The organism is Enterobacter sp. CC120223-11 (genome assembly GCF_900215375.1).
Classification (GTDB): Bacteria; Pseudomonadota; Gammaproteobacteria; order Enterobacterales; family Enterobacteriaceae; genus Scandinavium.
The window spans coordinates 259,114-280,975 of record NZ_OBEF01000002.1 but is presented as its reverse complement, the minus strand read 5'-3'; the positions used below and the strand labels follow the sequence as shown (position 1 = coordinate 280,975).

Below are 21,862 nucleotides of genomic sequence, written 5' to 3'. Positions count from 1 at the left end.
TCGAGGTTTACATATGAACAAAAACAGAGGGTTAACGCCTCTGGCGGTCGTTCTGATGCTTTCAGGCAGCTTAGCGCTTACAGGATGTGACGATAAACAGGCTCAACAGGGTGCGCCGCATACACCAGAAGTGGGTGTAGTGACGCTCAAGTCCGAACCTCTTCAAATCACCACTGAATTACCTGGCCGCACCAGTGCTTTCCGTATCGCAGAAGTTCGTCCTCAGGTGAGCGGTATCATCCTGAAGCGCAACTTTACGGAAGGCGGAGAGATCAAGGCCGGTGAGTCTCTGTATCAGATTGATCCTGCAACCTATCAGGCTTCTTACGACAGCGCGAAAGGCGATCTGGCCAAAGCCGAAGCGGCAGCAAAAGTCGCTCAGCTGACCGCAAGCCGTTACCAGAAACTGTTGGGCACCCAGTACATCAGCCGTCAGGACTATGACACAGCGCTGTCTAATTCCCTTCAGGCAAACGCTGCGGTCGTGGCTGCGAAAGCCGCCGTTGAAACCGCGCGAATCAACCTGGCCTATACCAAAGTGACCTCACCAATTGGTGGCCGTATCGGAAAATCTTCCGTGACCGAAGGCGCGCTGGTGCAGTCCGGCCAGGCTGATGCACTCGCAACCGTTCAGCAGCTCGACCCGATTTACGTTGACGTGACCCAGTCCAGCAACGATTTCCTGCGCCTTAAGCAGGAACTGGCGAGCGGTTCGCTGAAACAGGTTGATGGTAAAGCGAAAGTCGATCTCGTCACGCAGGACGGTATCAAATATTCGCAGAGCGGTACCCTGGAATTCTCTGATGTCACCGTAGATCAGACCACCGGCTCCATCACCCTGCGTGCGGTCTTCCCTAACCCTGACCACACCCTGCTACCAGGCATGTTCGTGCGCGCGAAGCTGGAAGAAGGGACCAACCCTAACGCATTGCTGGTTCCTCAACAGGGCGTGACCCGTACGCCACGTGGTGATGCCAGTGCCATGGTCGTGGGTGAAGGCGATAAGGTTGAAGTGCGCCAGATTACCGCAACCCAGGCGATTGGCGACAAATGGCTGGTTACCAACGGTCTGAAAGACGGCGATCGCGTCATCATTACCGGTTTGCAGAAAGTCAGACCGGGCGCTCAGGTAAAAGCGCAAGAAGTCACTTCTGACAAAGAGCAGCAAACCGCAGGTAATGCGGCGTCAGAACAGACCAAGTCTTAACTTAAACAGGAGCCGTTAAGACATGCCTAATTTCTTTATCGATCGCCCCATTTTTGCGTGGGTGCTCGCCATTATTATCATGCTGGCGGGGGGACTCGCGATCCTCAAGTTGCCGGTCGCGCAGTATCCGACCATTGCGCCGCCGGCAGTAACAATCAGCGCAGTCTACCCTGGTGCAGATGCGAAAACGGTGCAGGACACCGTGACACAGGTTATCGAACAGAACATGAACGGTATCGATAACCTGATGTACATGTCCTCAAACAGTGATTCTACGGGTACCGTACAGATCACTCTGACGTTTGAATCCGGCACCGATGCGGATATCGCTCAGGTTCAGGTGCAGAACAAACTGCAGCTGGCAATGCCGTTGCTGCCACAGGAAGTTCAGCAACAAGGGGTGAGCGTTGAGAAATCATCCAGTAGCTTCCTGATGGTTGTCGGTGTGATTAACACCAACGGCACCATGACCCAGGACGATATCTCCGATTACGTTGCGGCGAACATGAAGGATCCGATCAGCCGTACATCCGGCGTCGGTGACGTGCAGCTGTTTGGTTCTCAGTACGCGATGCGTATCTGGATGGATCCTAATAAGCTGAACAACTTCCAGTTGACGCCAGTTGACGTGATCACCGCGATTAAGGCACAGAACGCCCAGGTCGCTGCCGGTCAGTTGGGTGGTACACCGCCAGTTAAAGGTCAGCAGCTTAACGCCTCTATCATCGCGCAAACCCGTTTAACCTCTACGGATGAGTTCGGCAAAATTTTGCTGAAGGTGAACAACGACGGTTCGCAGGTTCGTCTGCGTGACGTAGCGAAGATTGAACTGGGCGGTGAAAACTACGACATTATCGCCAAGTTCAACGGCCAGCCAGCATCCGGTCTGGGTATCAAACTGGCGACAGGCGCGAACGCACTGAATACCGCAGATGCTATTCGTGCCGAGTTGAAACGTATGGAGCCGTTCTTCCCATCCGGGCTGAAAATCGTTTACCCATACGACACAACGCCGTTCGTGAAAATTTCTATTCACGAAGTAGTGAAAACGCTGGTCGAAGCGATCATCCTCGTGTTCATCGTAATGTATCTGTTCCTGCAGAACTTCCGTGCGACGCTGATCCCAACCATTGCTGTACCCGTTGTACTATTGGGAACCTTTGCCGTCCTCTCCGCATTCGGTTACTCGATAAACACCCTGACGATGTTCGGGATGGTGCTTGCCATCGGTCTGCTCGTGGATGATGCCATCGTGGTGGTGGAAAACGTCGAGCGTGTAATGGCAGAAGAGGGGCTGCCGCCGAAAGAAGCAACCCGTAAGTCGATGGGCCAGATCCAGGGCGCACTGGTCGGTATTGCGATGGTGCTCTCTGCGGTATTTATCCCAATGGCCTTCTTCGGGGGTTCCACCGGAGCAATCTACCGCCAGTTCTCCATTACTATCGTTTCGGCGATGGCTCTGTCGGTACTGGTGGCGTTGATTCTGACGCCTGCCCTGTGTGCCACCATGCTGAAGCCAGTTCAGAAAGGCGGTCACGGCGAGCACAAAGGGTTCTTTGGCTGGTTTAACCGCATGTTTGATAAGAGCACGCACCATTACACTGACAGCGTGGGCAATATCCTGCGCAGCACCGGTCGTTATCTGCTGCTTTACATCATCATCGTGGTTGGCATGGCTTACCTGTTTGTTCGCCTGCCAAGTTCGTTCCTGCCAGACGAAGATCAGGGTGTATTCTTGTCGATGGCCCAACTTCCGGCGGGTGCAACTCAGGAACGTACACAGAAAGTCCTGGATGAGATGACCAATTACTATCTCACCAAAGAGAAAGACAATGTGGAGTCGGTCTTTGCGGTTAACGGCTTTGGCTTTGCCGGCCGTGGCCAGAATACCGGTATCGCATTCGTCTCGCTGAAAGACTGGAGCGAGCGTCCGGGTGAAGAGAACAAAGTCGGCGCTATCACGGGCCGTGCAATGGGCTACTTCTCCCAGATTAAAGATGCGATGGTCTTCGCCTTCAACCTGCCCGCGATTGTTGAACTGGGTACGGCGACCGGCTTTGACTTCCAGCTTATCGACCAGGCAGGCCTTGGGCATGAGAAACTGACTCAGGCGCGTAATCAGTTGTTTGGTGAGATTGCCAAGCATCCGGATGTGCTGACCCAGGTTCGTCCTAACGGTCTGGAAGATACCCCACAATTTAAGATCGATGTCGATCAGGAAAAAGCTCAGGCTCTTGGCGTATCCATTAGTGACATCAATACCACGCTGGGCGCAGCCTGGGGCGGAAGCTACGTCAACGACTTTATCGACCGCGGTCGTGTGAAGAAGGTGTACGTTATGTCCGAAGCGCCATATCGTATGCTGCCAAATGATATCGGAAACTGGTACGTACGTGGCAGCAACGGGCAGATGGTGCCGTTCTCCGCCTTCTCGACCTCGCGCTGGGAATACGGCTCACCTCGTCTGGAGCGTTATAACGGTCTGCCATCGATGGAAATCCTTGGACAGGCTTCACCAGGCAAGAGTACGGGTGAAGCTATGCTGTTGATGGAAGAGCTTGCGGGCAAATTGCCAACCGGCGTTGGTTACGACTGGACCGGTATGTCCTACCAGGAACGTCTGTCAGGAAACCAGGCCCCTGCCCTGTACGCCATTTCCTTGATTGTGGTGTTCCTGTGTCTGGCGGCGCTGTATGAGAGCTGGTCCATTCCGTTCTCGGTTATGCTGGTTGTGCCACTCGGGGTGGTCGGTGCGCTGTTAGCCGCAACCTTCCGTGGGCTGACCAACGACGTGTACTTCCAGGTAGGCCTGCTGACAACCATTGGCTTGTCGGCGAAGAACGCGATACTTATCGTGGAATTCGCCAAAGACCTGATGGAGAAAGAAGGCAAAGGGCTGATTGAAGCCACCCTGGAAGCGGTACGTATGCGTCTGCGTCCAATCCTGATGACCTCACTGGCCTTTATCCTCGGTGTAATGCCGCTGGTTATCAGCAGTGGTGCAGGCTCCGGTGCACAGAACGCCGTCGGTACAGGCGTAATGGGCGGGATGGTGACCGCAACTATACTGGCCATCTTCTTCGTTCCGGTGTTCTTCGTGGTGGTTCGTCGCCGCTTTAGCAAGAAAACCGACGATCTGGAGCACAGCCATCCAGTTGAACGTCATTAATGGCGTGATGCAGAAATGAAAAAGGGTCGCGAAAGCGGCCCTTCTTTTTTGCTCTGCGGACATAATCCCCCTTATTGTCCGTTGGTTTATTTAACTCAGATCTTTTTCAGGGATATAATCTTAATATTAGGGTTATTCATTCTCTGCCAATATGCAGAGATTCTGGTTTGTTTTCAGGCGATCGCTTAGGATTCCTCTGAGTTTGCCGCATGCCCGGTAAGATATTCCACTCTAGTTTTACCGAGCCATAAACATAACCTAATGAAAATTAAGCTACTCTGTAAATATTCAATGCAGAAGAGCTGACATATCAAGTATTAGGAATGGTTGTCATCGCGGTATGGCATTCGATTAATTAATCGTAATTGTAATTTTTCGTAATAGCTCGGTGAAATATTTTTCAGAGTAGATTATAGTTAACACATCAGGTTCACAGCGTATGTTCCGGGTCAGACAGTAGTATCCATCCCACACGGTGTTGTTGGTTAATCATAAGGGGATGCGTTATGGACGAATACTCGCCAAAAAGACATGATATCGCACAGCTTAAATTTCTCTGTGAAACGCTGTATCATGACTGTCTCGCTAACCTTGAAGAAAACCGGGCAGGCTGGGTGAATGACCCCACTTCTGCACTGAATCTTCAACTCAATGAACTGATCGAGCATATTGCTACCTTCGCACTTAATTACAAAATTAAGTACAACGAAGACAATAAACTGATCGCGCAAATTGATGAATATCTGGACGATACTTTTATGTTGTTCAGTAACTATGGCATTAACGCAGAGGATCTGCAGAAATGGCGAAAGTCAGGAAACCGACTCTTTCGCTGCTTCGTCAATCTTAGCCGGACGAACCCTGTCAGTCTCTCTTGTTAAAATTATTACAAGCTAAAAGGTGAAGTGATGTCAGATAAACCTTTAACAAAAGTCGATTATTTGATGCGTCTGCGACGCTGCCAGACGCTCGACACATTAGAACGTGTTATTGAGAAAAATAAATATGAACTTTCAGACAATGAACTGGCTGTTTTTTACTCAGCAGCCGATCATCGCCTGGCCGAACTGACTATGAATAAGCTGTACGATAAAATTCCATCAACCGTGTGGAAATTTATACGTTAATCATCACTCTATCAGGGTTATCCTCTCTTCGCGTTTCTCTACTGACAGCAGTACAGATTGCTCTGTGATTAGAATCACAGACCAGAACAGGGAACGTTCCCAACTCATCGGGCAATCGTTACTGTGGTTCTCTGCTTAACAGGAGAATCACATGAGTGAAGAAAAACGCAAAATGATCGCCGGAGAGCTTTATCTTCCGGGTGATGCCACCCTCCGGGCCGACCGTTTACGCGCCAGAACGCTGCTGCATGGTTACAACCACTCCGCCCCCGAGGAAAAAGCCCTGCGCGCCAGTTTACTGGCTGAACTGCTGGGTTGTGCGCGGGACGCCTACATTGAGCCGACCTTCCGCTGCGATTACGGCTACAACATTTTCGTCGGCCAGAACTTCTACGCTAACTTCGACTGCGTGATGCTCGACGTCTGCCCGATTCGCATCGGCGACAACTGCATGCTGGCGCCAGGCGTACATATCTACACCGCCACGCACCCGCTGGAGGCCGAGGCCCGCAACAGCGGCGCTGAATTCGGCAAACCCGTCACCATAGGAAACAGCGTCTGGATTGGCGGACGGGCCATCATCAACCCGGGCGTGACGATAGGCGACAATGCGGTGATCGCCTCAGGCGCCGTGGTGGTCAAAGACGTGCCTGCCAATGCCGTAGTGGGCGGGAATCCGGCGAAGGTCATTAAAATGCTGGCCTGACTGTTATGCTTTTGCGCAACCAAACTGTTACTTTTCGCCTGAATCCACGCAACATAAAATGGCGTATTCCCCGATTCAGGCATAACAGAAGGCGCAGATGAGCGAAATCCAGCAACTGCTTACCCAGACCATTAACGAGCTGAACAGCAGCGAAAAGCGCGACAACCGCCCGCGCTTCAGCGTCAGCTTTATTCGCCGCTTTCCCGGCCTGTTTATTGCCATGTATCTGGGTTTTCTGGCCACGTGGGTGGTGATGTACCGCTCAGAAACGCTGGCCGATTCACAGTGGCTGCTGGTGGTACTCTTTATTGCCCTGAACGGCTTTTTCTTTTTCGATGTGGCACCGCGCTATCGCTACGAAGATATCGACGTACTGGACTTTCGCGTCTGCTACAACGGCGAGTGGTACAACACCCGCTTTGTTCCGGACACGCTTATTGACAACATTCTGAGTTCACCACGCGTCGCGGAAGTACAGAAAAGTCAGCTGCAAAAGATGGTGGCAACCAAAGGCGAACTCTCGTTCTACGATATCTTCACCCTCGCTCGCGCTGAGTCTGCACAATAAGACGATTCAGTGTCCTGATACCGGCCACGAACCGGGACGCTGACGTATTGCCATACCCCAGAACGAACCCGGTTTCCCCCTGCGACGGATCGAGATAGAAACGGCTCAGCGCCGCCGGGGCCAGCTGGAACTGGCGCGCAAGATCCACCACTCTGCCATCATCAACGCCCGGCACCTTCACCGTTAAATGCATCCCGCCTTCGCCTGCGGAAATGTGGTGTGGCACAGTCAGCTCCTGCTGTAATGCGGCGCGCAGCTGCCCCTGTCGTTTACGGTATAACCGGCGCATTGATGCCAGATGCCGCGCGTAATGCCCTTCCTCAATAAACAGCGCCAGCGCCCGCTGCTCCACACGATGTCCGCCGCGTAGAAGCGAATCAATGGCGGGCTGTACCGACAGAGCCAGCGCTTTTGGCATCACCATAAAGCCTATCCGCAGCGACGGGAACAGCGTTTTGCTGAAGGTGCCGAGATACACAACCGGCGCATTCGGCACCATCCCTAGCATCGCCGGGATCGGCACGCCGCTGTAGCGAAACTCGCTGTCGTAATCGTCTTCAATGATCCACGCGTCCTCCTGGCGAGCCCGTTCCAGCAAAGCCAGCCGCCGGGCTGCGCTCATCAGCGTGCCGAGCGGATACTGGTGTGAAGGCGAGGTAAAAATCAGGCGCGGCGACGGGCTGGCAGCCGGAGGAAAACGCATGCCTTCGTCATCCACGGGCAGCCCCTGAAAGGCCAGCCCGGCGGAAACAAACGCGCTACGGGCACCAAAATAGCCGGGATCTTCGAGCCAGGCCATCTGCCCTCTTTCGCTCAACAACTGCGTGCAGAGATTCAGCCCTTCCCTCGCGCCCTCGGTGATCGCTATCTGGCTGGCATCACAGTCGATACCGCGGGAGAGCGCCAGATGGCGCGCAATCGCCATTCTTAACGAGGGTTCGCCAGCCGAATCGCCGTACCCCAGCAGCAGACTCCCCTCCTCCCGCAGGACACGATCGAGCAGGCGCCGCCAGAGCGGTAACGGAAAGTAATTCACCGCGGGCATACCAGGTGTAAAGGCGAGCGTGGGCGAATCACGGCGCGTACCGGGCGGCAGCTGCGCCAGATGAGGCGGCAAATCAACTGATGTCTGAGCAGGCATTTCAGAGGCCGCGGTCTGGGGCAGCGTCGCAACCTGCGAACCCTGGCGGTCGCGCAGTAAATAACCTTCCGTAGCCAGCTGATCCAGCGCGGCATTGATGGTGTTTCTCGACAGCATAAGCTGCTGTGCGATCGCCCGCGACCCGGGCAGACGGCTCAGAGGGCGAAGCTGTCCTTCGAGAATGGCCTGGCGCAGGGCATGATAAAGGGTGCGCTGGAGCGTCTCGCCCTCTCGCTGCTGCAAAGCCTGAATCAATAATGCATAAAATGCGTCGTCCGGAATGTTCATCGCGCCTCCTCGTGGTACCACCAGAAGATACGCCAGTGGCTCTTTTTAAGGAACCATCAACACCCTATTCTGCGCCTATACGTCCACAAAGGAGTCACTATGAGTCAGAAGAATCAGTTCGATCAGCCGGTGGGCGATGCTCTCCCCGACTGGCAGCCTCGCCCTCATCCGCAGCGTGAAACGCTGGAGGGCCGCTTATGCCGCCTTGAACCGCTCGGGTTGCAGCACGCCGATGCACTGTTTGCTGCGTACCAGTTGGCGGAAGATACCCGCGCCTGGACGTGGCTGCTGCGTGAACCCGATACGCACGTGGAAAGCTATCGCGCATGGGTGGAAAGCATTCTGACGCTTCAGGATCCGATTCACTTCGCCGTTGTCGACAAACAAACGGGGCAACCGGTCGGCACGCTGGCGCTGATGCGCATCGACAGTAAAAACGGCGTGATTGAAGTGGGGCACGTGCATTTTTCGCCGTTACTGAGCCGCACGCCGATGTCCACCGAAGCGCAGTGGCTGCTGATGCGCTATGCCTTTGAGACACTTGGCTATCGTCGCTATGAGTGGAAGTGCAACAGCCTGAACGAGCCGTCGCGCCGGGCGGCGCTGCGCATGGGCTTTCAGTATGAAGGACGTTTTCGTCAGGCGTTGGTGATTAAGGGGCACAACCGTGACACCGACTGGTTCTCAATTATCGACAGCGAATGGCCAGAGGTGGACGACGCGATGCAGAAGTGGCTTGCCGCCGATAACTTCGGCCCCGACGGCAAGCAGTTGAGTTCCCTGGAAAGTTGGCGACAGCCAAAAAGTTAACGTCTTTTCTTACGCCCCTGCACGGCCTTGAAGCGGGGGTTTGTTTTACAAATCACGTACAGCCGCCCTTTGCGGCGCACAATCTGACAGTCCGGGTGGCGCTGTTTCGCGCTCTTCAGCGAGTTCAGTACCTGCATGATTAGCTCCGTTTCGCATCAAGAAAGCCGCCAAAACGATGGCGGAAGCGCGCCATGCTGCCTTCGCTGGAGGCCGCTCTTTGCTTCCCGGTATAGAACGGGTGCGATTTTGATGACACGTCCAGAGTGATGTAGGGGAAAGTTTCCCCTTCCAGCTCGATTTCCTTATCGGTTTTGATGGTTGAACCGACTTTGAAATATTCGTTGGCGCTGGTGTCGTGGAAAACCACGGTACGGTAATGCGGATGGATGTTGGCTTTCATGGCAAACCTCATTTGTTACATTATAACATAACAATAAAGTACGCCGATGCCGCACGAAGATCAACCCTGCATAGCATGAGGTTTTTCTTTAAACGTAAAAAAGGGCGACAGTTGTCGCCCTTGTTCATGCCTGAGAAACGTCGATCAGCGTACCGACTCCGCATAGCGGGCGCTCTGCTGCTGCTTTTGTTCGCGCCCCACAAGCCACGTCGTCAGCGTGAACGACAGCACCAGCGCAATGGCCACGCCCGACAGCGCAAACACAAAGTACGGGCCGATATAGGCAGGCAGGCTAAAAATACTCGACAGGATGTATCCGTAAAGGCGCACGCCGAAGAACGCGATAAACGCCGAGGCCAGTGAGCTGGCAATCGTTGCCGCAATAAACGCTTTTTTGTAGCGGGTCAGCACGCCGAACAGTGCGGGTTCGGTGATGCCCAGCAGGGCAGATACCGCCGCCGACAGCGTGACCGTGCGGTCCTGACGATCCTTACTCAGCCGCCAGATGGCAAAGGTCGCACCGGCACTCGCCATGTTGGCCATAAACATCATCGGCATCAGCATGTCATACCCGCGATCGCTGAAGTTTTGCAGGGCAATGGGCGTCATTGCGTGGTGCATGCCGGTGAGGATTGCCACCGGACGGATTGCGCCGACCACCAGCCCGGCAAAGCTTGCCGATACGCCGAACAGGCCTTCAATAAACAGCGCCAGCCCTTTGCCAAGCCAGATGCCGATCGGGCCAATCACCACCAGCGCCGCCAGCGCGCCAATAAACAGCGTCAGGGTTGGCGTGAAGACCGTTTTCAGCACCTCCGGCATGATACCGTCGACCCACTTATGGATATATTTCAGCGCCAGCACCGAGAAAATCACCGGAATGACGCTCGAGGCGTAGTTAAACACCGACACCGGGATGGCATTCATCAGCCACAGGGCGGAAGCCGCATCAGGCTGGTGCGACGCCAGCGCCTTTGCCGCATCAATCAGCGACGGATACATCAGACATGCCGCCACCGCAGCCGCCAGGTATTCGTTGGTTTTGAAGATTTTCGCCGCCGATACGGCAAGGAAAAACGGCAGGAAGTAGAACACGCCGCTGGCGATCAAATCGATGATCATCACCGTATCGCTTTTCGGCGAAACAACTTTCAGCGCAATCAGCCCCGCCAGCAGACCTTTGATCATCCCGGCCCCGGCAATGGCGGGCACGATCGGCCCAAATACGCCGGACACCGTATCCATAAACATGGATACCAGGCTTTTACGCCCCTTGCCACTGGTGGCGGGTTCCGCAGCCCCCTGGCCGAGTCGGGCCTGCAACGATTCATACCACTCGTTCACCTTCGGCCCGATGATTATCTGAAACTGATCGCTCTGCAGCTGCGCGCCCAGCACGCCGGGCAGCGCTTTGATTTCACTGTGCTGAATTTTGCCATCATCAATTAAATCAAAGCGTAAGCGGGTCATGCAGTGCCAGACTTTATTGATGTTTTCTTCTCCGCCCACCAGCTGAATAATCCTGGTGATGGTCTCCTGCGTCCCCATAGTGACTCCTGAAAATGTTCTTGTTTTGGTTATGCGAATCGTAATGAAGGCAAAAGAACAAAACAAACCAATAAAATTTGAAACCGCTCACAATTCAACACACAAAAGGACTACATAGGCATGATTATCAATAATTGGTCCGGTTTTTAATTCAATTAACCCACCATTTCAGACCAAAATATTTATTCCAGAAAAGGGTTTACGCTGCCCTGAAAATAGGGTGAAGATAACGCATCATTTGAATTATTTTTTCGTCTCACGCAGGGAGCTGTTTCCGTGGAACCTACTCTTATTACCGCTATTAACTGCTTTATCACTCGCCCGGATCGCCACAATTTGGTGACCGTGCGCGTCACAACCGACAAAGGGATCGTCGGCCTCGGCTGCGCCACCTTCCAGCAGCGTCCGCTGGCGGTAAAAACGCTGGTCGATGAGTATCTCCGCCCGCTGCTGCTGGGGCGCGACGCCAATAATATCGAAGATCTCTGGCAGATGATGAACGTCAACGCCTACTGGCGAAACGGCCCGGCGATGAACAACGCCATGGCGGGCGTGGACATGGCACTGTGGGACATCAAAGCGAAGCTTGCCAGAATGCCGCTCTATCAGCTGTTCGGCGGGAAATCCCGGGATGCCATTGCCGCCTACACTCACGCCAGCGGTGAAACGCTGGAAGAGCTGTATAAATCCGTCGATGCTTTGCTTGAGAAAGGCTATCGCCATATTCGCTGCCAGTTAGGTTTTTACGGCGGAACGCCGACCGATTTGCACGCCCCGGAAAACCCTTCGCCGGGCGCCTGGTTCGATCAAGACCAGTACATGCGCAATACCGTGGAGATGTTCCGCGCCCTGCGAGAGCGCTACGGTTACCGCTTCCATATCCTGCACGACGTTCACGAGCGCCTGTTCCCGCAGCAGGCGGTTCAGCTGGCAAAACAGCTGGAGCCTTACCAGCCCTACTTTATTGAAGATATTCTGCCGCCGCAGCAGACGCCGTGGCTGGCGCAAATCCGCCAGCAGAGCAGCGTGCCGCTGGCGCTCGGTGAGTTGTTCAACAACCCGGCGGAGTGGCACGATCTTATCGTCAACCGGCAGATTGATTTTATCCGTTGCCACGTTTCACAGATTGGCGGCATTACGCCTGCGCTGAAGCTCGCCGTGCTGTGCCAGGCCTTTGGCGTCCGGCTGGCGTGGCACGGGCCGGGCGACATGACGCCCATCGGCGTGGCGGTGAATACGCACCTCAATATTCACCTGCACAACGCTGCTATTCAGGAATTTATACCGCGCTCGGCCACCACCGATGCGGTATTCCCCGGCGCACCGGTGGTGAAAGACGGATACGTTTATCCGCCACAGGCGATTGGTATCGGCGTGGACTTCAACGAAGCGCTGGCCCTTGAGCATCCCGTGGTGTATCGCCCACACGAATGGACGCAAAGCCGCCTGCCGGACGGCTCACTGCATACGCCGTAATCACCCCGGCTGCTGGCGAAAGGCGAGGTTGTCGCGGTTGTGCGGAATCACGTACGTGCAGGTGTAGTTGATATCAATGATGTCGCTAATCTCATACACCTGCCCGCCTTCCAGAATACCGCGGTTATTGATGTGCATCGCCGGGCCGCCCTTTTTGCAGCCCAGCAGTTCGGCCTGTTCGCGGCTGACGTTCACCGCCCGGTAGGTCGTCAGCATGTGCGAAATGGGATAGCCTTTTTGCAGGACATACTGCTGTAACGATCGTTCGATAACCTGCTGATTAAGGTCCGCGAATGCCGCCGAGGGCATACGCGACACCTCAATTTGCACCGGACTGTCGTCCACATAGCGCAGACGGCAAAATTGCCAGATAAAATCATCCTCCGTTAGCCCGAATATTTGCTGCTCCTCGCGGTTCGGGCGCTTTTTATGCAGGCTTATCATCCGGTAACGCATCTGATCGAAACGCTTTTCGGTAATGGAGTTATACACCAGCGGATTATTGCGCGCCTGTTCGTTAACCCAACAGCCCGATCCCTGAATAATTCTGACCACCCCAATACTCACCAGTTTCTCCAGCGCCTGACGCACCGTAGAGCGTGAAACGCCATACTCTTGCGCCAGTTGCCGCTCCGGAGGCAGCTTGCGCGGGCCACCGTCGCCCTGTTGATAAATTTTGCTGAGCAGATCCTGAGTGACGAACTCATTTTTCTTCATCGGGCGTGTCCTGAAGATACCTTTGAAAAAAGACAGTTAAGCGCATCATTGCATATAATTGGCGTAACATAACAATTTCAGCGCTTGATAAGGAAAACAGGACCATGACGAGTAAAAAGATGGTCAGCCTGGTCGTGGGCGTGCTGATCCTCTCCGTCTTACTGCCGGTCACGCTCAGCGTCTGGTTTGCACATTATCAGGCAGAAAAAGAGTTTACCCGCGATCTCAATGACTACGGTGAACGTGTCATTCTTCGCGTGCAGCAGGTCGTTGGCGAGGCCAAAGACACGCTTAAGGATATCGATACCTTTCAGGGAGAGCCCTGCAGCGAAGGTCATCTGCGCGCTATGCGTCTGGCGTCATACACCCACCGCGAAGTCCAGGAAGTGCTGTGGCTCAAAGGTCTGAAGCCCATGTGCTCCTCGATGGAGAATCAAAGCCGCGACATCAATTTTCCGCCGACCGATCGCCGGACGGTGGACGGTTACCGCGTATGGCTGACGGACACCAACGATCTGGGCATCAAACGTGAAATGGTGGCGCTGGCAAGCGATCGTCATATGGTGATGCTCGATCCTGGCTCTTTTATTGACGTGGTGCCCTACGCCTCCTGGGCCATTCATACCGCGCTGATTGGCAGTCAAAGCGGCAGCCTCATTGCACAAAGCGCACCGTTTGATTTGCGTCTGTGGCAGCAGGAGCGCCACGCTGGCAATCACACCGCTGCCCGCAATGGGGTGCTGTATAATTTTCGCGATTACCCCGATATTGGCATTTCCCAGGTTGTCTGGGCATCCACTGCGCCGCTTGCCGCCAAATGGCAGCAGCAGCTGTTTTTGTGGCTGCCGCTTGGCATCATCATGAGCCTGCTCGGAACCTGGCTGATACTGCGCATGTTGCGTAATGTGCAGTCACCGTATCACCGCATGCTGGATGCCATTAATGCTCGCAGCCTGGATGTGTACTATCAGCCAATCGTGTCGCTGCGTTCAGGGAAAGTGGTCGGGGCAGAAGCGCTGGCCCGCTGGCGACAGCCGGACGGCACCTTTCTCTCCCCGGATATCTTCGTGCCCATGGCAGTGCAAACGGGGCTCATCACCCGCCTCACACAGCTGATTGTCGAAAAAGTGTTTGATGACCTGGGCCCCTGGCTGCAGCTGTATCCGGAAAAGCACGTCTCAATTAATCTCGATCCGCAGGATCTGATTTCCGCAGCACTGCCCTCCCAGCTGGCTCAGCAGCTGAATAAATGGCGTATTTCCCCCTCACAGGTGGCGCTGGAGCTGACGGAGCGCAGCTTTATCGACCTGAAAAACAGCGCCAGCACCCTAAGCCAGCTACGCCGGGCGGGCTACGCTCTGTACATCGATGATTTCGGCACGGGCTATTCCAGCCTCAGCTACCTGCAAAACCTCGACGTCGACATCATTAAAATCGATAAGGCGTTCGTCGATGCTCTGGAACTGAATAACGTCACGCCGCACATCATCGACATGGCGAAAACCCTGAAGCTGGCTATGGTCGCGGAAGGGGTGGAGACGGAGTGTCAGCGGAAATGGCTGGCGGAGCACGGCGTGCAGTTCGGCCAGGGCTGGCTATTCAGTAAAGCGCTGCCGAAGGCGGAGTTTATCCTCTGGGCAGAGGCCAACCTGCATCAAAACTAAAACGGCTGGCGGCACGCCGCACAGCCGTCATGGCTTACTCGTCAAGGATCGGCGCAAAGCCGCCGTAAATCATCCGTTTCCCGTCGAAGGGCATGCTTTCGCCCATCTCTTTCATCCGGGGATCGGCCATCATCTTCGCGTTGGCCGCATCCCGGGCCTCTTTTGACGGGTACTCAATCCAGCTGAACACTACCACTTCGTTCTCTTCCGCTTTGACCGCCATGCGGAAATCCGTGAGCTTGCCGTCGGGCACGTCGTCCGTCCAGCACTCCACCACGCGGGTGGCCCCAAATTCTTTGAACAGCGGGGCTGCCTTTGCCGCGAGCGCGAGGTATTCCTCCTTTTTATCCGCCGGAACGGCAACGACAAAACCATCAACATACTTCATGAGATAACCTCCGAAGTGAACGGCGCGGCCAGCGGTTCTGACCGCATCCGGCATGGTTAAGTTTAGTCCCGACCCCAGCTGAACGCATAACGCAAGCGGCGCTCTGCCAGCAGGAACTCCGGCGCAACGCTCGGGCTCCAGGAGTCATCGCCGCCGACGCCCATATGGAACGCATCCAGGTTCAGCCAGCAGCCCGCTTCTTCGCGCAGCAGATGGTTGTGAGTCGTCTCGCGCAGCTGCTGCTGACCGTAGCGGCTAAGGCCGAAATGGAACCGGCCACGCAGTTCATGGTTGCCAAAGCGCAGTTCCTGAGTCTCGCAGCGCAGGCCATTTTCCGTCGGGAAAATATAAGGCGTATGCATCTCTGCAAGCGGTAAATTCCAGCGCCCGTGACGAGCCGACAGTTGGCGATCGGGATAGTTTTCATGTGGCCCAAGCCCCAGCCAGGATACCGCAGGAGCCACCTCCGCCAGCTGGCAGCAAATGCCAATTCGCGCCGGTTCGGGAATGTTTGCCGCCACGGTAACGTCTATATCCGCATGCAGCACGCCGTGGCCGTCAATACGCCAGCGCTTGTCGGAAATAAACAATGCTTTCTGCTGATGCATCCAGGCGTGGCGAGTCACGATAGTCACGCTCTCCCCCTGAGTTTGTGCCTCACAGTGCAACAGGGTTGCCTCCATGTCATACAGCCCTGCCGCCTTCCAGCGCTCCACCCAGGCATTCGGATCGATTCGGGTCGCTTCGCTGACGCCGATGTCGTTGTCGAGCGGCGCGCGGGTGAAGTTATCCTGCACCGGCGACAGCAGCCCCGGCTGTTCGTTGCGCCACCACTGCTCCAGATGCCCGCTTTCACGGCTGAACGCCCAGCGCTGGTTGCCATGGCTGACGGTAAAGGCCGCGTCACTCGTGGTGAGCTGCGGCGCGACGCCTGCGACAGGCCATTCCGCCAACGCCAGCGGGGCAGGTATTTTCCACTGATCCCATGCGCACAGGTGCTGTGCATCAGACCAGGCCGTGGCGTCGGTCTGCCACACTTCGACGTTCAGCCAGACTTCACCGAGGCCTGTGGGTAAAGTGAAGTTCGCCAGCTCAATCGCCTGCGTTTCCTGAGGCAAAATATCGAGCCCGCACTCACCTTCGGCAAGCACTTCGCCATCACGTGCCAGCCACCAGCGCAGACGCTCGTTATCGCTGCGGCGGAACAGGTATTCGCTGGCGATTTCAATTTTCAGCGGCGAAGTGGAGAGCAAACGGAACTGGAAGAACTGCTGCGCGCGTTTCGCTTCGAACAGCGCCGGATGCGGGGTGCGATCCGGGAACACCAGCCCGTTCATGCAGAACTGACGGTCGTTTGGCGTGTCGCCAAAGTCGCCGCCGTAGGCCCAGAAGTGGCTGCCCTGCTCATCCGTTTTACACAACGCCTGATCGACCCAGTCCCAGACGAAGCCGCCCTGCAGGCGCGGATACTTGCGAAACGCCTGCCAGTATTTCGCAAAGCCGCCGAAGCTGTTGCCCATAGCATGAGCATATTCGCAGAGGATCAGCGGGCGCGTTTCGCCCGGCAGTCCGATCCACTTGCTGAGCGACCATTTCGGCACCGCCGGGAACGGCTGATCCTGATCTACCCGGGCATACATCGGGCAAATGATATCTGTGGCGGCAGTATCCGCCCCACCGCCTTCGTACTGCACCGGACGCGTAGGATCGGTGGTTTTCAGCCAGCGGTACAGCGCATCGTGGTTGGCACCGTGCCCGGACTCGTTGCCGAGCGACCAGATGATAATGGAAGGATGGTTACGATCGCGGGCTACCATGCGCGTCACGCGCTCGCTCATCGCCGGAAGCCAGCAGGGATCGTCCGCCAGGCGGCTCATCGGCACCATGCCGTGGGTTTCGATATTGGCCTCATCCACCACGTACAGGCCATAGCGATCGCACAGCCGATACCACAATGGATGATTGGGATAGTGCGAGCAGCGCACGGCGTTGAAGTTGTTCTGCTTCATCAGCAGAATATCCTGGCGCATGGTGGCTTCATCCACGGCCTGGCCTGTCTGCGGGTGATGTTCGTGACGATTGACGCCGCGGATCAGCAGCGTTTTACCATTCAGCGTCAGCAGGCCATTAACGATCGCCACTTTGCGAAAGCCCACATCGCAGGCTTCGGTTTCCAGTACGCTGCCATCAGCGCTTATCAGGGTCATTGTCAGGCGATAGAGATTGGGGATCTCAGCACTCCATAAATCCGGCGCTGTCACAGGGATCGCCATCGTCAGACGCTCCGCCCAATTGCCGCGCTCATCGACAATGTCTGAGCCTGGCTTCTGCCGCTGACGCCCGACTTCTTTCCCTTCACGCCAGAGCACCGCCTCCACTTCCGCACTGGCAAACGCCGCCCCTTCCAGCGTCACGTTCAGCCTCAGCACGCCGTGAGTGAAATCCTCATTCAGATCGGTGGTGTGATGGTAATCAGCAATCCGCGTCGCGGGTTTGTGCAGCAGGGATACATCGCGGAAAATACCGCTCATCCGCCACATGTCCTGATCTTCCAGATAGCTGCCGTCGCACCAGCGCAGCACCAGCACCGCAAGGCGGTTGCGTCCGGCCACCAGCGCCTGGCTCAGATCGAATTCGGCGGGCAAGCGGCTGTCCTGGGAATAGCCTATCCACTGGCCGTTGCACCAGAGATGAAAAGCCGAATTCACACCGTCAAAGACGATGCGCGTCTGCCCCTCATTCAGCCAGCTTTCCGGCACATCGAACTCGCGCGAGTAGCAGCCCGTGGGGTTTTCGGCCGGAACCTGCGGCGGCGTGACTGGGATCGGGTAGGTGACGTTGGTGTAAATCGGCGTATCAAAGCCCTGCATCTGCCAGTTCGACGGCACGGGCATCGCCACAGCATCAGCTAAATCTTCAGTCAGCCAGCCTTCCGGCACGGCTTCTGGCGCGTTGAAAAAGCTGAAACGCCACTCGCCGTTGAGCAGCAGCCGGGAGGCGGAAAGCACATCCTGCTGCGCCTCCTCTTCGCTACGCCAGCTGAACATCGGCGCATGGGCAGGTAAACGGTGCCATTGGGTCACGACCGGGTTTTCCCAGTCGCGGCGGGTCAGTTGCAGGGCAAGGGCGGAAGGTGCAGGGGTCATCGGTTAATCCTCTTTGCGAAGCGCTCACAATTTTACGCAGCATGAACCGATCAGAGTGACGGGTAAAGGATCCGATCGGCAAGAAGCGAGGGCGATCACAAAGCCGTCAGCGTAAACCGAGTTTGTCGGCAAACGCCGCGAGTTCCTGGAGGCGGCTCGCGAGATCGTCCGTGGACTCCGATCCGGCAACCGCTGTTGATCCTCGTACGATTAGGGTGACGGGCAGCCGCGTCTGGCTCAGCCTTTGGGGGTCATGTTCGCCGATAAGCCAGTCCACACCTTGCTCGCCCGCAGCGCGGAATGCCTGACGAACGGTGGTCAACGGCGGCGTAAACCAGGCGCTGTCCATGGTGTCATCATAGCCGACAACGGACAGCTGACGAGGGACCGCAATCCCCTTTTCCGCACAGGCTCTCAGTACGCCGAGCGCCATCTGGTCGTTCGCCACCAGGATGGCATCCGGCCTGACGGCATCCGCCAGCAGGCTGTGCGCCTTTTCATACCCGGACTGCGCGCTCCAGTCGCCGCTGGCAATGGCGCAGGCTTCGCTTCCGGCTTGTGCCAGCGCGTGTTGCCAGCCCTGAAGGCGGGCTCGCGCGGAGACAGAGCTCTTCGGCCCTGCCAGCAGCGCAATGCGCGAATGCCCCTGCTCCAGCAAATGCGCGACGCCAAGCTCAGCCCCCTGAGTTGGGCTGAACACCAGGCTGTTGACCTGCGCCTGTTCGCTAACATCAAGAAACAGCACCGGCAGCGGTGCGGCCAGCACAGACAATCGCTGCGCTGCCTCATCCTCCAACGGCAAATTGACGATCAGGCCGTCCACGCGCTGGGCCAGCATCTCCTGTAGCGCTTCGCGACAGTCCGCTTCCGCATAATGGGTCACCATGGAAATCAGCACTGCGTAGCCCCGCTCGCTGGCCCGACGTTTGACGGCGGAAGCAATCTGCGAAGGCGCATGCAGGGCCAGGTCGGCGCTGATCAGCCCCAAAGTGGGCTGGCGTTTTCCGGCCAGCAGCTGCGCCCCACGATTGGGCACATAGTTCAGCTCCGTCATCGCCCGCTGCACCTTTTCGCGGGTGCGGGCCGAGACGTGCTCCGCCTGGTTAATCACGCGGGAGACGGTCTGGTAGGAAACACCTGCCGCCTGGGCGACGTCATAAAGTGTGATGGCTTTCATTGTTCGGGTTCCGGACCATAATGACGCCAGTGTAACGGATATTGCCATTGATTACCGTGAGCGCTTCGTAATTTAGTTCACTGCCTTCGCTTTATTCAGTGAAGACGTCGTGGAAGGCTTCACCTGGAACCAGGGCAGACAGAGCTGGATCAGCGGGCCAATCGCCAGCGCATAGACCAGCGTCCCCACGCCCACGCTGCCGCCAAGGAAATAGCCAATCACCAGCACCGTTATCTCAATCGTGGTGCGAATGGCGCGAATCGACCAACCGGTGCGGGCATGAATGCCGGTCATCAGCCCGTCTCGCGGCCCGGGACCAAACCCTGCGCCAATGTACATCCCCGTCGCCACCGCATTGAGCATAACGGCGGCAATCAGCAGTCCACTTTGCAGCCACAAAGAATCTGGCGTGCCCAGGACGCTCAGCGTGGCATTTGCCGCAAGGCCAAGCACAATCACGTTACTGACGGTGCCAAGCCCTGGACGCTGGCGGATTGGGATCCACAGCAGCAGAACCAGCGCACCGGTGACAATCATCACCGTACCGAAATCGGCTGACAGCTGCTGACTCACCCCAAGGTGGAAGACATCCCACGGATCGACCCCCAGTCCGGCGCGGACGTACATCGCGATCGAAACCCCATACAGGCAAAGCCCGACGTACAGTTGCAGTAAACGGCGCAGCATATAAACCTCATTATTGGTTGCTGAAAATCGCATCATCGTCAAAAATGGACTGATTATTAATGACCAGTTTTATAAAAGTGGACTGCTATGTCGTTACGTCGTTCCGGTAGCCAGTCGCTGGTGAGCCTGCTGGGCCACTGGCAGGAAAACCTTTCCCGTACCCCGCTCTGGCGTCAGCTCGCCGGGGCGCTGCGTCTGTTGATCCTTGATGGCCGTCTGGCGCTCGACAGCCGGTTACCCGGTGAACGTGAGCTGGCCTCAGCGCTCAACGTCAGCCGCACGACCGTTGCCAGCGCGCTGGCTCAACTGCGCGACGAAGGCTACGTGGTCAGCCGCCACGGCAGCGGTTCGCGGGTAATCCTGCCCACGCAGCATCAGCAGGTGCCAACGCGAATGACCGCCGTTCAGGCGCTCGATTTATCAACGGCGGCACTGAGCGCCGGGCCGGAAATTCATCAGGCCTACAGCCATGCGCTAAGCTGTATGCCGCAGCACCTTGCCAGCACCGGCTACGATCAGCAGGGTTTGCCTGCCCTGCGCGAGGCAATCGCTCGGCGCTATTGCGAGCGCGGCCTGCCAACCCGTGCCGATGAGATCATGGTGGTGAATGGCGCGGTCAGCGGGTTGGCGCTGATTCTGCGGCTGCTCACGGGGCCGGGCGATCGGGTGGTGGTGGAAAATCCGACTTATCCTTTAGCCATCGCTGCGATTCAGGGCGCGTCCTGCCGCCCGGTGGGCGTGTCACTTCCCGCAGAGGGCTGGGATGTTGACGGACTTGCTGCGACCATCGCGCAAACCTCACCGCGCCTCGCTTATCTGATGCCGGACTTCCACAATCCAACCGGGCGCTGTATGGATGCGCCGACGCGCCGACGCATCGCCGACCTCGCCGCTCGCACGCGTACCACGCTGGTCATTGATGAGACGATGGTCGATCTCTGGTACCGCGCGCCTCCCCCGCAGCCGCTGGCTGCCTTCAATGCCGATGCGCCAGTTATCACGCTCGGCTCAACAGGGAAAAGCTTCTGGGGCGGCCTGCGATTAGGCTGGATCCGTGCCTCAGCGCGCACGCTCTCCTCGCTGGTGCAGGCCCGCGACACGCTGGATTTAGGCTCTCCGCTGCTGGAACAGCTGGCGACTCTCTGGCTGCTGGAAAACGCAGAGCAGTTCCTGCCAGAAAGGCGGAAAATGCTCGCCGCCCGCCGTGATATGTGCAGCGCGCTGATGAGCGAGTACTTCCCGGAGTGGCGTTATGCCCAGCCGGAAGGGGGATTGTCGTTTTGGGTAGAATTGCCGGATATGGTGGCAACGCAGTTTGCTGCCCGCGCGGAAAGTGTAGGCATTCATTTGGGCACAGGAACGCGGTTCGGACTGGCCGGAGCATTTGACCGCTGGCTGAGAATACCGTATACGCTGGACGATGAAGCGCTAAGAATCGCCTTTAAGACGCTACAACCGCTGTGGAATTCACTGAACGGTCAGCAGAATACATTACGTACACGGAAAATTATTTAATAAAATAGCGACGAGCCGATACCGGATATCAGCTCGTCCAATATATCGTCCGTGATAGCATGAGATGATTGTTTCTTTGTTATCGCTGAACAGTATCCTGATTGCAGGCTTCAGCAATATGACATGAT

Annotated in this window: 19 protein-coding genes; 10 read left to right on the top strand and 9 right to left on the bottom strand. The window is 56.4% G+C overall.

What is annotated here, in order from left to right; translation table 11 throughout:
- Nucleotides 1-13: 13 nt before the first annotated feature.
- The 6 genes from acrA to CRO87_RS03540 all read left to right on the top strand — a co-directional run bounded on the left by acrA (nt 14) and on the right by CRO87_RS03540 (nt 6,777).
- Nucleotides 14-1,207 (top strand): multidrug efflux RND transporter periplasmic adaptor subunit AcrA, encoded by a 1,194-nt coding sequence (acrA, locus tag CRO87_RS03565; RefSeq protein ID WP_097161547.1) that lies wholly within the window; start codon nt 14-16, stop codon nt 1,205-1,207.
- 22 nt (nt 1,208-1,229) lie between these two features.
- Nucleotides 1,230-4,376, top strand: a complete 3,147-nt coding sequence (gene acrB, locus CRO87_RS03560; RefSeq protein ID WP_097161546.1) for a multidrug efflux RND transporter permease subunit AcrB — start codon at nt 1,230-1,232, stop codon at nt 4,374-4,376.
- 506 nt (nt 4,377-4,882) lie between these two features.
- A complete protein-coding gene (gene tomB, locus CRO87_RS03555; protein ID WP_097161545.1) occupies nt 4,883-5,257 on the top strand; it encodes an Hha toxicity modulator TomB in 375 nt (124 codons plus the stop codon).
- Between the two features lie 27 nt (nt 5,258-5,284).
- Complete coding sequence (locus CRO87_RS03550) at nt 5,285-5,503, top strand: HHA domain-containing protein (RefSeq protein WP_097161544.1); 219 nt, start codon at nt 5,285-5,287, stop codon at nt 5,501-5,503.
- 151 nt (nt 5,504-5,654) lie between these two features.
- A complete protein-coding gene (gene maa / locus CRO87_RS03545) occupies nt 5,655-6,209 on the top strand; it encodes a maltose O-acetyltransferase (RefSeq protein ID WP_097161543.1) in 555 nt (184 codons plus the stop codon).
- Between the two features lie 97 nt (nt 6,210-6,306).
- Nucleotides 6,307-6,777, top strand: coding sequence for a YlaC family protein (locus CRO87_RS03540; protein WP_097161542.1), 471 nt, complete (start codon nt 6,307-6,309; stop codon nt 6,775-6,777).
- On the opposite strand, the gene CRO87_RS03535 is transcribed toward CRO87_RS03540, so the two are convergent.
- Nucleotides 6,746-8,206 carry a PLP-dependent aminotransferase family protein gene (locus CRO87_RS03535; protein WP_097161541.1) on the bottom strand — a complete coding sequence of 487 codons (1,461 nt, stop codon included), beginning with the start codon at nt 8,204-8,206 and terminating at the stop codon, nt 6,746-6,748. The two genes, CRO87_RS03540 and CRO87_RS03535, sit on opposite strands and share 32 nt — an antisense overlap.
- 99 nt (nt 8,207-8,305) lie before the next feature.
- Here CRO87_RS03535 and CRO87_RS03530 point away from each other — a divergent pair, with 99 nt between their 5' ends.
- Nucleotides 8,306-9,016: a GNAT family N-acetyltransferase gene (locus tag CRO87_RS03530; RefSeq protein WP_097161540.1), complete on the top strand. Its 711-nt coding sequence runs from the start codon at nt 8,306-8,308 to the stop codon at nt 9,014-9,016.
- Here the strand turns inward: CRO87_RS03530 and ykgO are convergent.
- The 3 genes from ykgO to CRO87_RS03515 form a co-directional block, all read right to left on the bottom strand.
- Nucleotides 9,013-9,153: a type B 50S ribosomal protein L36 gene (ykgO, locus tag CRO87_RS03525; protein ID WP_097161539.1), complete on the bottom strand. Its 141-nt coding sequence runs from the start codon at nt 9,151-9,153 to the stop codon at nt 9,013-9,015. The two genes, CRO87_RS03530 and ykgO, sit on opposite strands and share 4 nt — an antisense overlap.
- A 2-nt stretch (nt 9,154-9,155) precedes the next feature.
- Nucleotides 9,156-9,416, bottom strand: a complete 261-nt coding sequence (locus tag CRO87_RS03520) for a type B 50S ribosomal protein L31 (RefSeq protein WP_097161538.1) — start codon at nt 9,414-9,416, stop codon at nt 9,156-9,158.
- 144 nt (nt 9,417-9,560) lie between these two features.
- Entirely contained in the window at nt 9,561-10,964 is a 1,404-nt protein-coding gene (locus CRO87_RS03515; protein WP_097161537.1) for a PTS transporter subunit EIIC, read from the bottom strand.
- A 276-nt stretch (nt 10,965-11,240) separates the two neighbouring features.
- Between CRO87_RS03515 and CRO87_RS03510 the strand changes: the two genes are divergently transcribed.
- Nucleotides 11,241-12,440, top strand: coding sequence for an enolase C-terminal domain-like protein (locus CRO87_RS03510; RefSeq protein ID WP_097161536.1), 1,200 nt, complete (start codon nt 11,241-11,243; stop codon nt 12,438-12,440).
- Here the strand turns inward: CRO87_RS03510 and CRO87_RS03505 are convergent, their stop codons facing one another.
- A complete protein-coding gene (locus CRO87_RS03505) occupies nt 12,441-13,157 on the bottom strand; it encodes a GntR family transcriptional regulator (RefSeq protein ID WP_097161535.1) in 717 nt (238 codons plus the stop codon).
- Nucleotides 13,158-13,261: 104 nt separating this feature from the next.
- Between CRO87_RS03505 and CRO87_RS03500 the strand changes: the two genes are divergently transcribed.
- Nucleotides 13,262-14,821, top strand: a complete 1,560-nt coding sequence (locus CRO87_RS03500) for an EAL domain-containing protein (RefSeq protein WP_097161534.1) — start codon at nt 13,262-13,264, stop codon at nt 14,819-14,821.
- Between the two features lie 34 nt (nt 14,822-14,855).
- Here CRO87_RS03500 and CRO87_RS03495 read toward each other — a convergent pair whose 3' ends face one another.
- From CRO87_RS03495 to CRO87_RS03480, 4 genes are all read right to left on the bottom strand, one after another.
- Nucleotides 14,856-15,209 (bottom strand): DUF1428 domain-containing protein, encoded by a 354-nt coding sequence (locus tag CRO87_RS03495; protein WP_097161672.1) that lies wholly within the window; start codon nt 15,207-15,209, stop codon nt 14,856-14,858.
- A gap of 62 nt (nt 15,210-15,271) precedes the next feature.
- On the bottom strand, nt 15,272-18,355 hold the full coding sequence (locus CRO87_RS03490; RefSeq protein WP_097161533.1) for a beta-galactosidase: 3,084 nt from the start codon (nt 18,353-18,355) through the stop codon (nt 15,272-15,274).
- Between the two features lie 106 nt (nt 18,356-18,461).
- Nucleotides 18,462-19,532 carry a LacI family DNA-binding transcriptional regulator gene (locus CRO87_RS03485; RefSeq protein ID WP_097161532.1) on the bottom strand — a complete coding sequence of 357 codons (1,071 nt, stop codon included), beginning with the start codon at nt 19,530-19,532 and terminating at the stop codon, nt 18,462-18,464.
- Between the two features lie 72 nt (nt 19,533-19,604).
- Nucleotides 19,605-20,219: a YitT family protein gene (locus CRO87_RS03480; protein ID WP_097161531.1), complete on the bottom strand. Its 615-nt coding sequence runs from the start codon at nt 20,217-20,219 to the stop codon at nt 19,605-19,607.
- Between the two features lie 87 nt (nt 20,220-20,306).
- Here CRO87_RS03480 and CRO87_RS03475 point away from each other — a divergent pair, with 87 nt between their 5' ends.
- The gene (locus CRO87_RS03475) at nt 20,307-21,734 is read left to right on the top strand and encodes a PLP-dependent aminotransferase family protein (protein ID WP_097161530.1); all 1,428 of its coding nucleotides are present in this window, start codon (nt 20,307-20,309) and stop codon (nt 21,732-21,734) included.
- Nucleotides 21,735-21,862: the final 128 nt, after the last annotated feature.

Coding starts and splice junctions, on each gene's coding strand:
- CRO87_RS03490 (WP_097161533.1), bottom strand. CDS start 18,355: ATGACCCCTGCACCTTCCGCCCTTGCCCTGCAACTGACCCGCCGCGAC.
- CRO87_RS03485 (WP_097161532.1), bottom strand. CDS start 19,532: ATGAAAGCCATCACACTTTATGACGTCGCCCAGGCGGCAGGTGTTTCC.
- CRO87_RS03500 (WP_097161534.1), top strand. CDS start 13,262: ATGACGAGTAAAAAGATGGTCAGCCTGGTCGTGGGCGTGCTGATCCTC.
- CRO87_RS03495 (WP_097161672.1), bottom strand. CDS start 15,209: ATGAAGTATGTTGATGGTTTTGTCGTTGCCGTTCCGGCGGATAAAAAG.
- acrB (WP_097161546.1), top strand. CDS start 1,230: ATGCCTAATTTCTTTATCGATCGCCCCATTTTTGCGTGGGTGCTCGCC.
- ykgO (WP_097161539.1), bottom strand. CDS start 9,153: ATGCAGGTACTGAACTCGCTGAAGAGCGCGAAACAGCGCCACCCGGAC.
- CRO87_RS03480 (WP_097161531.1), bottom strand. CDS start 20,219: ATGCTGCGCCGTTTACTGCAACTGTACGTCGGGCTTTGCCTGTATGGG.
- CRO87_RS03550 (WP_097161544.1), top strand. CDS start 5,285: ATGTCAGATAAACCTTTAACAAAAGTCGATTATTTGATGCGTCTGCGA.
- acrA (WP_097161547.1), top strand. CDS start 14: ATGAACAAAAACAGAGGGTTAACGCCTCTGGCGGTCGTTCTGATGCTT.
- CRO87_RS03505 (WP_097161535.1), bottom strand. CDS start 13,157: ATGAAGAAAAATGAGTTCGTCACTCAGGATCTGCTCAGCAAAATTTAT.
- CRO87_RS03475 (WP_097161530.1), top strand. CDS start 20,307: ATGTCGTTACGTCGTTCCGGTAGCCAGTCGCTGGTGAGCCTGCTGGGC.
- CRO87_RS03515 (WP_097161537.1), bottom strand. CDS start 10,964: ATGGGGACGCAGGAGACCATCACCAGGATTATTCAGCTGGTGGGCGGA.
- CRO87_RS03520 (WP_097161538.1), bottom strand. CDS start 9,416: ATGAAAGCCAACATCCATCCGCATTACCGTACCGTGGTTTTCCACGAC.
- CRO87_RS03540 (WP_097161542.1), top strand. CDS start 6,307: ATGAGCGAAATCCAGCAACTGCTTACCCAGACCATTAACGAGCTGAAC.
- tomB (WP_097161545.1), top strand. CDS start 4,883: ATGGACGAATACTCGCCAAAAAGACATGATATCGCACAGCTTAAATTT.
- CRO87_RS03535 (WP_097161541.1), bottom strand. CDS start 8,206: ATGAACATTCCGGACGACGCATTTTATGCATTATTGATTCAGGCTTTG.
- maa (WP_097161543.1), top strand. CDS start 5,655: ATGAGTGAAGAAAAACGCAAAATGATCGCCGGAGAGCTTTATCTTCCG.
- CRO87_RS03530 (WP_097161540.1), top strand. CDS start 8,306: ATGAGTCAGAAGAATCAGTTCGATCAGCCGGTGGGCGATGCTCTCCCC.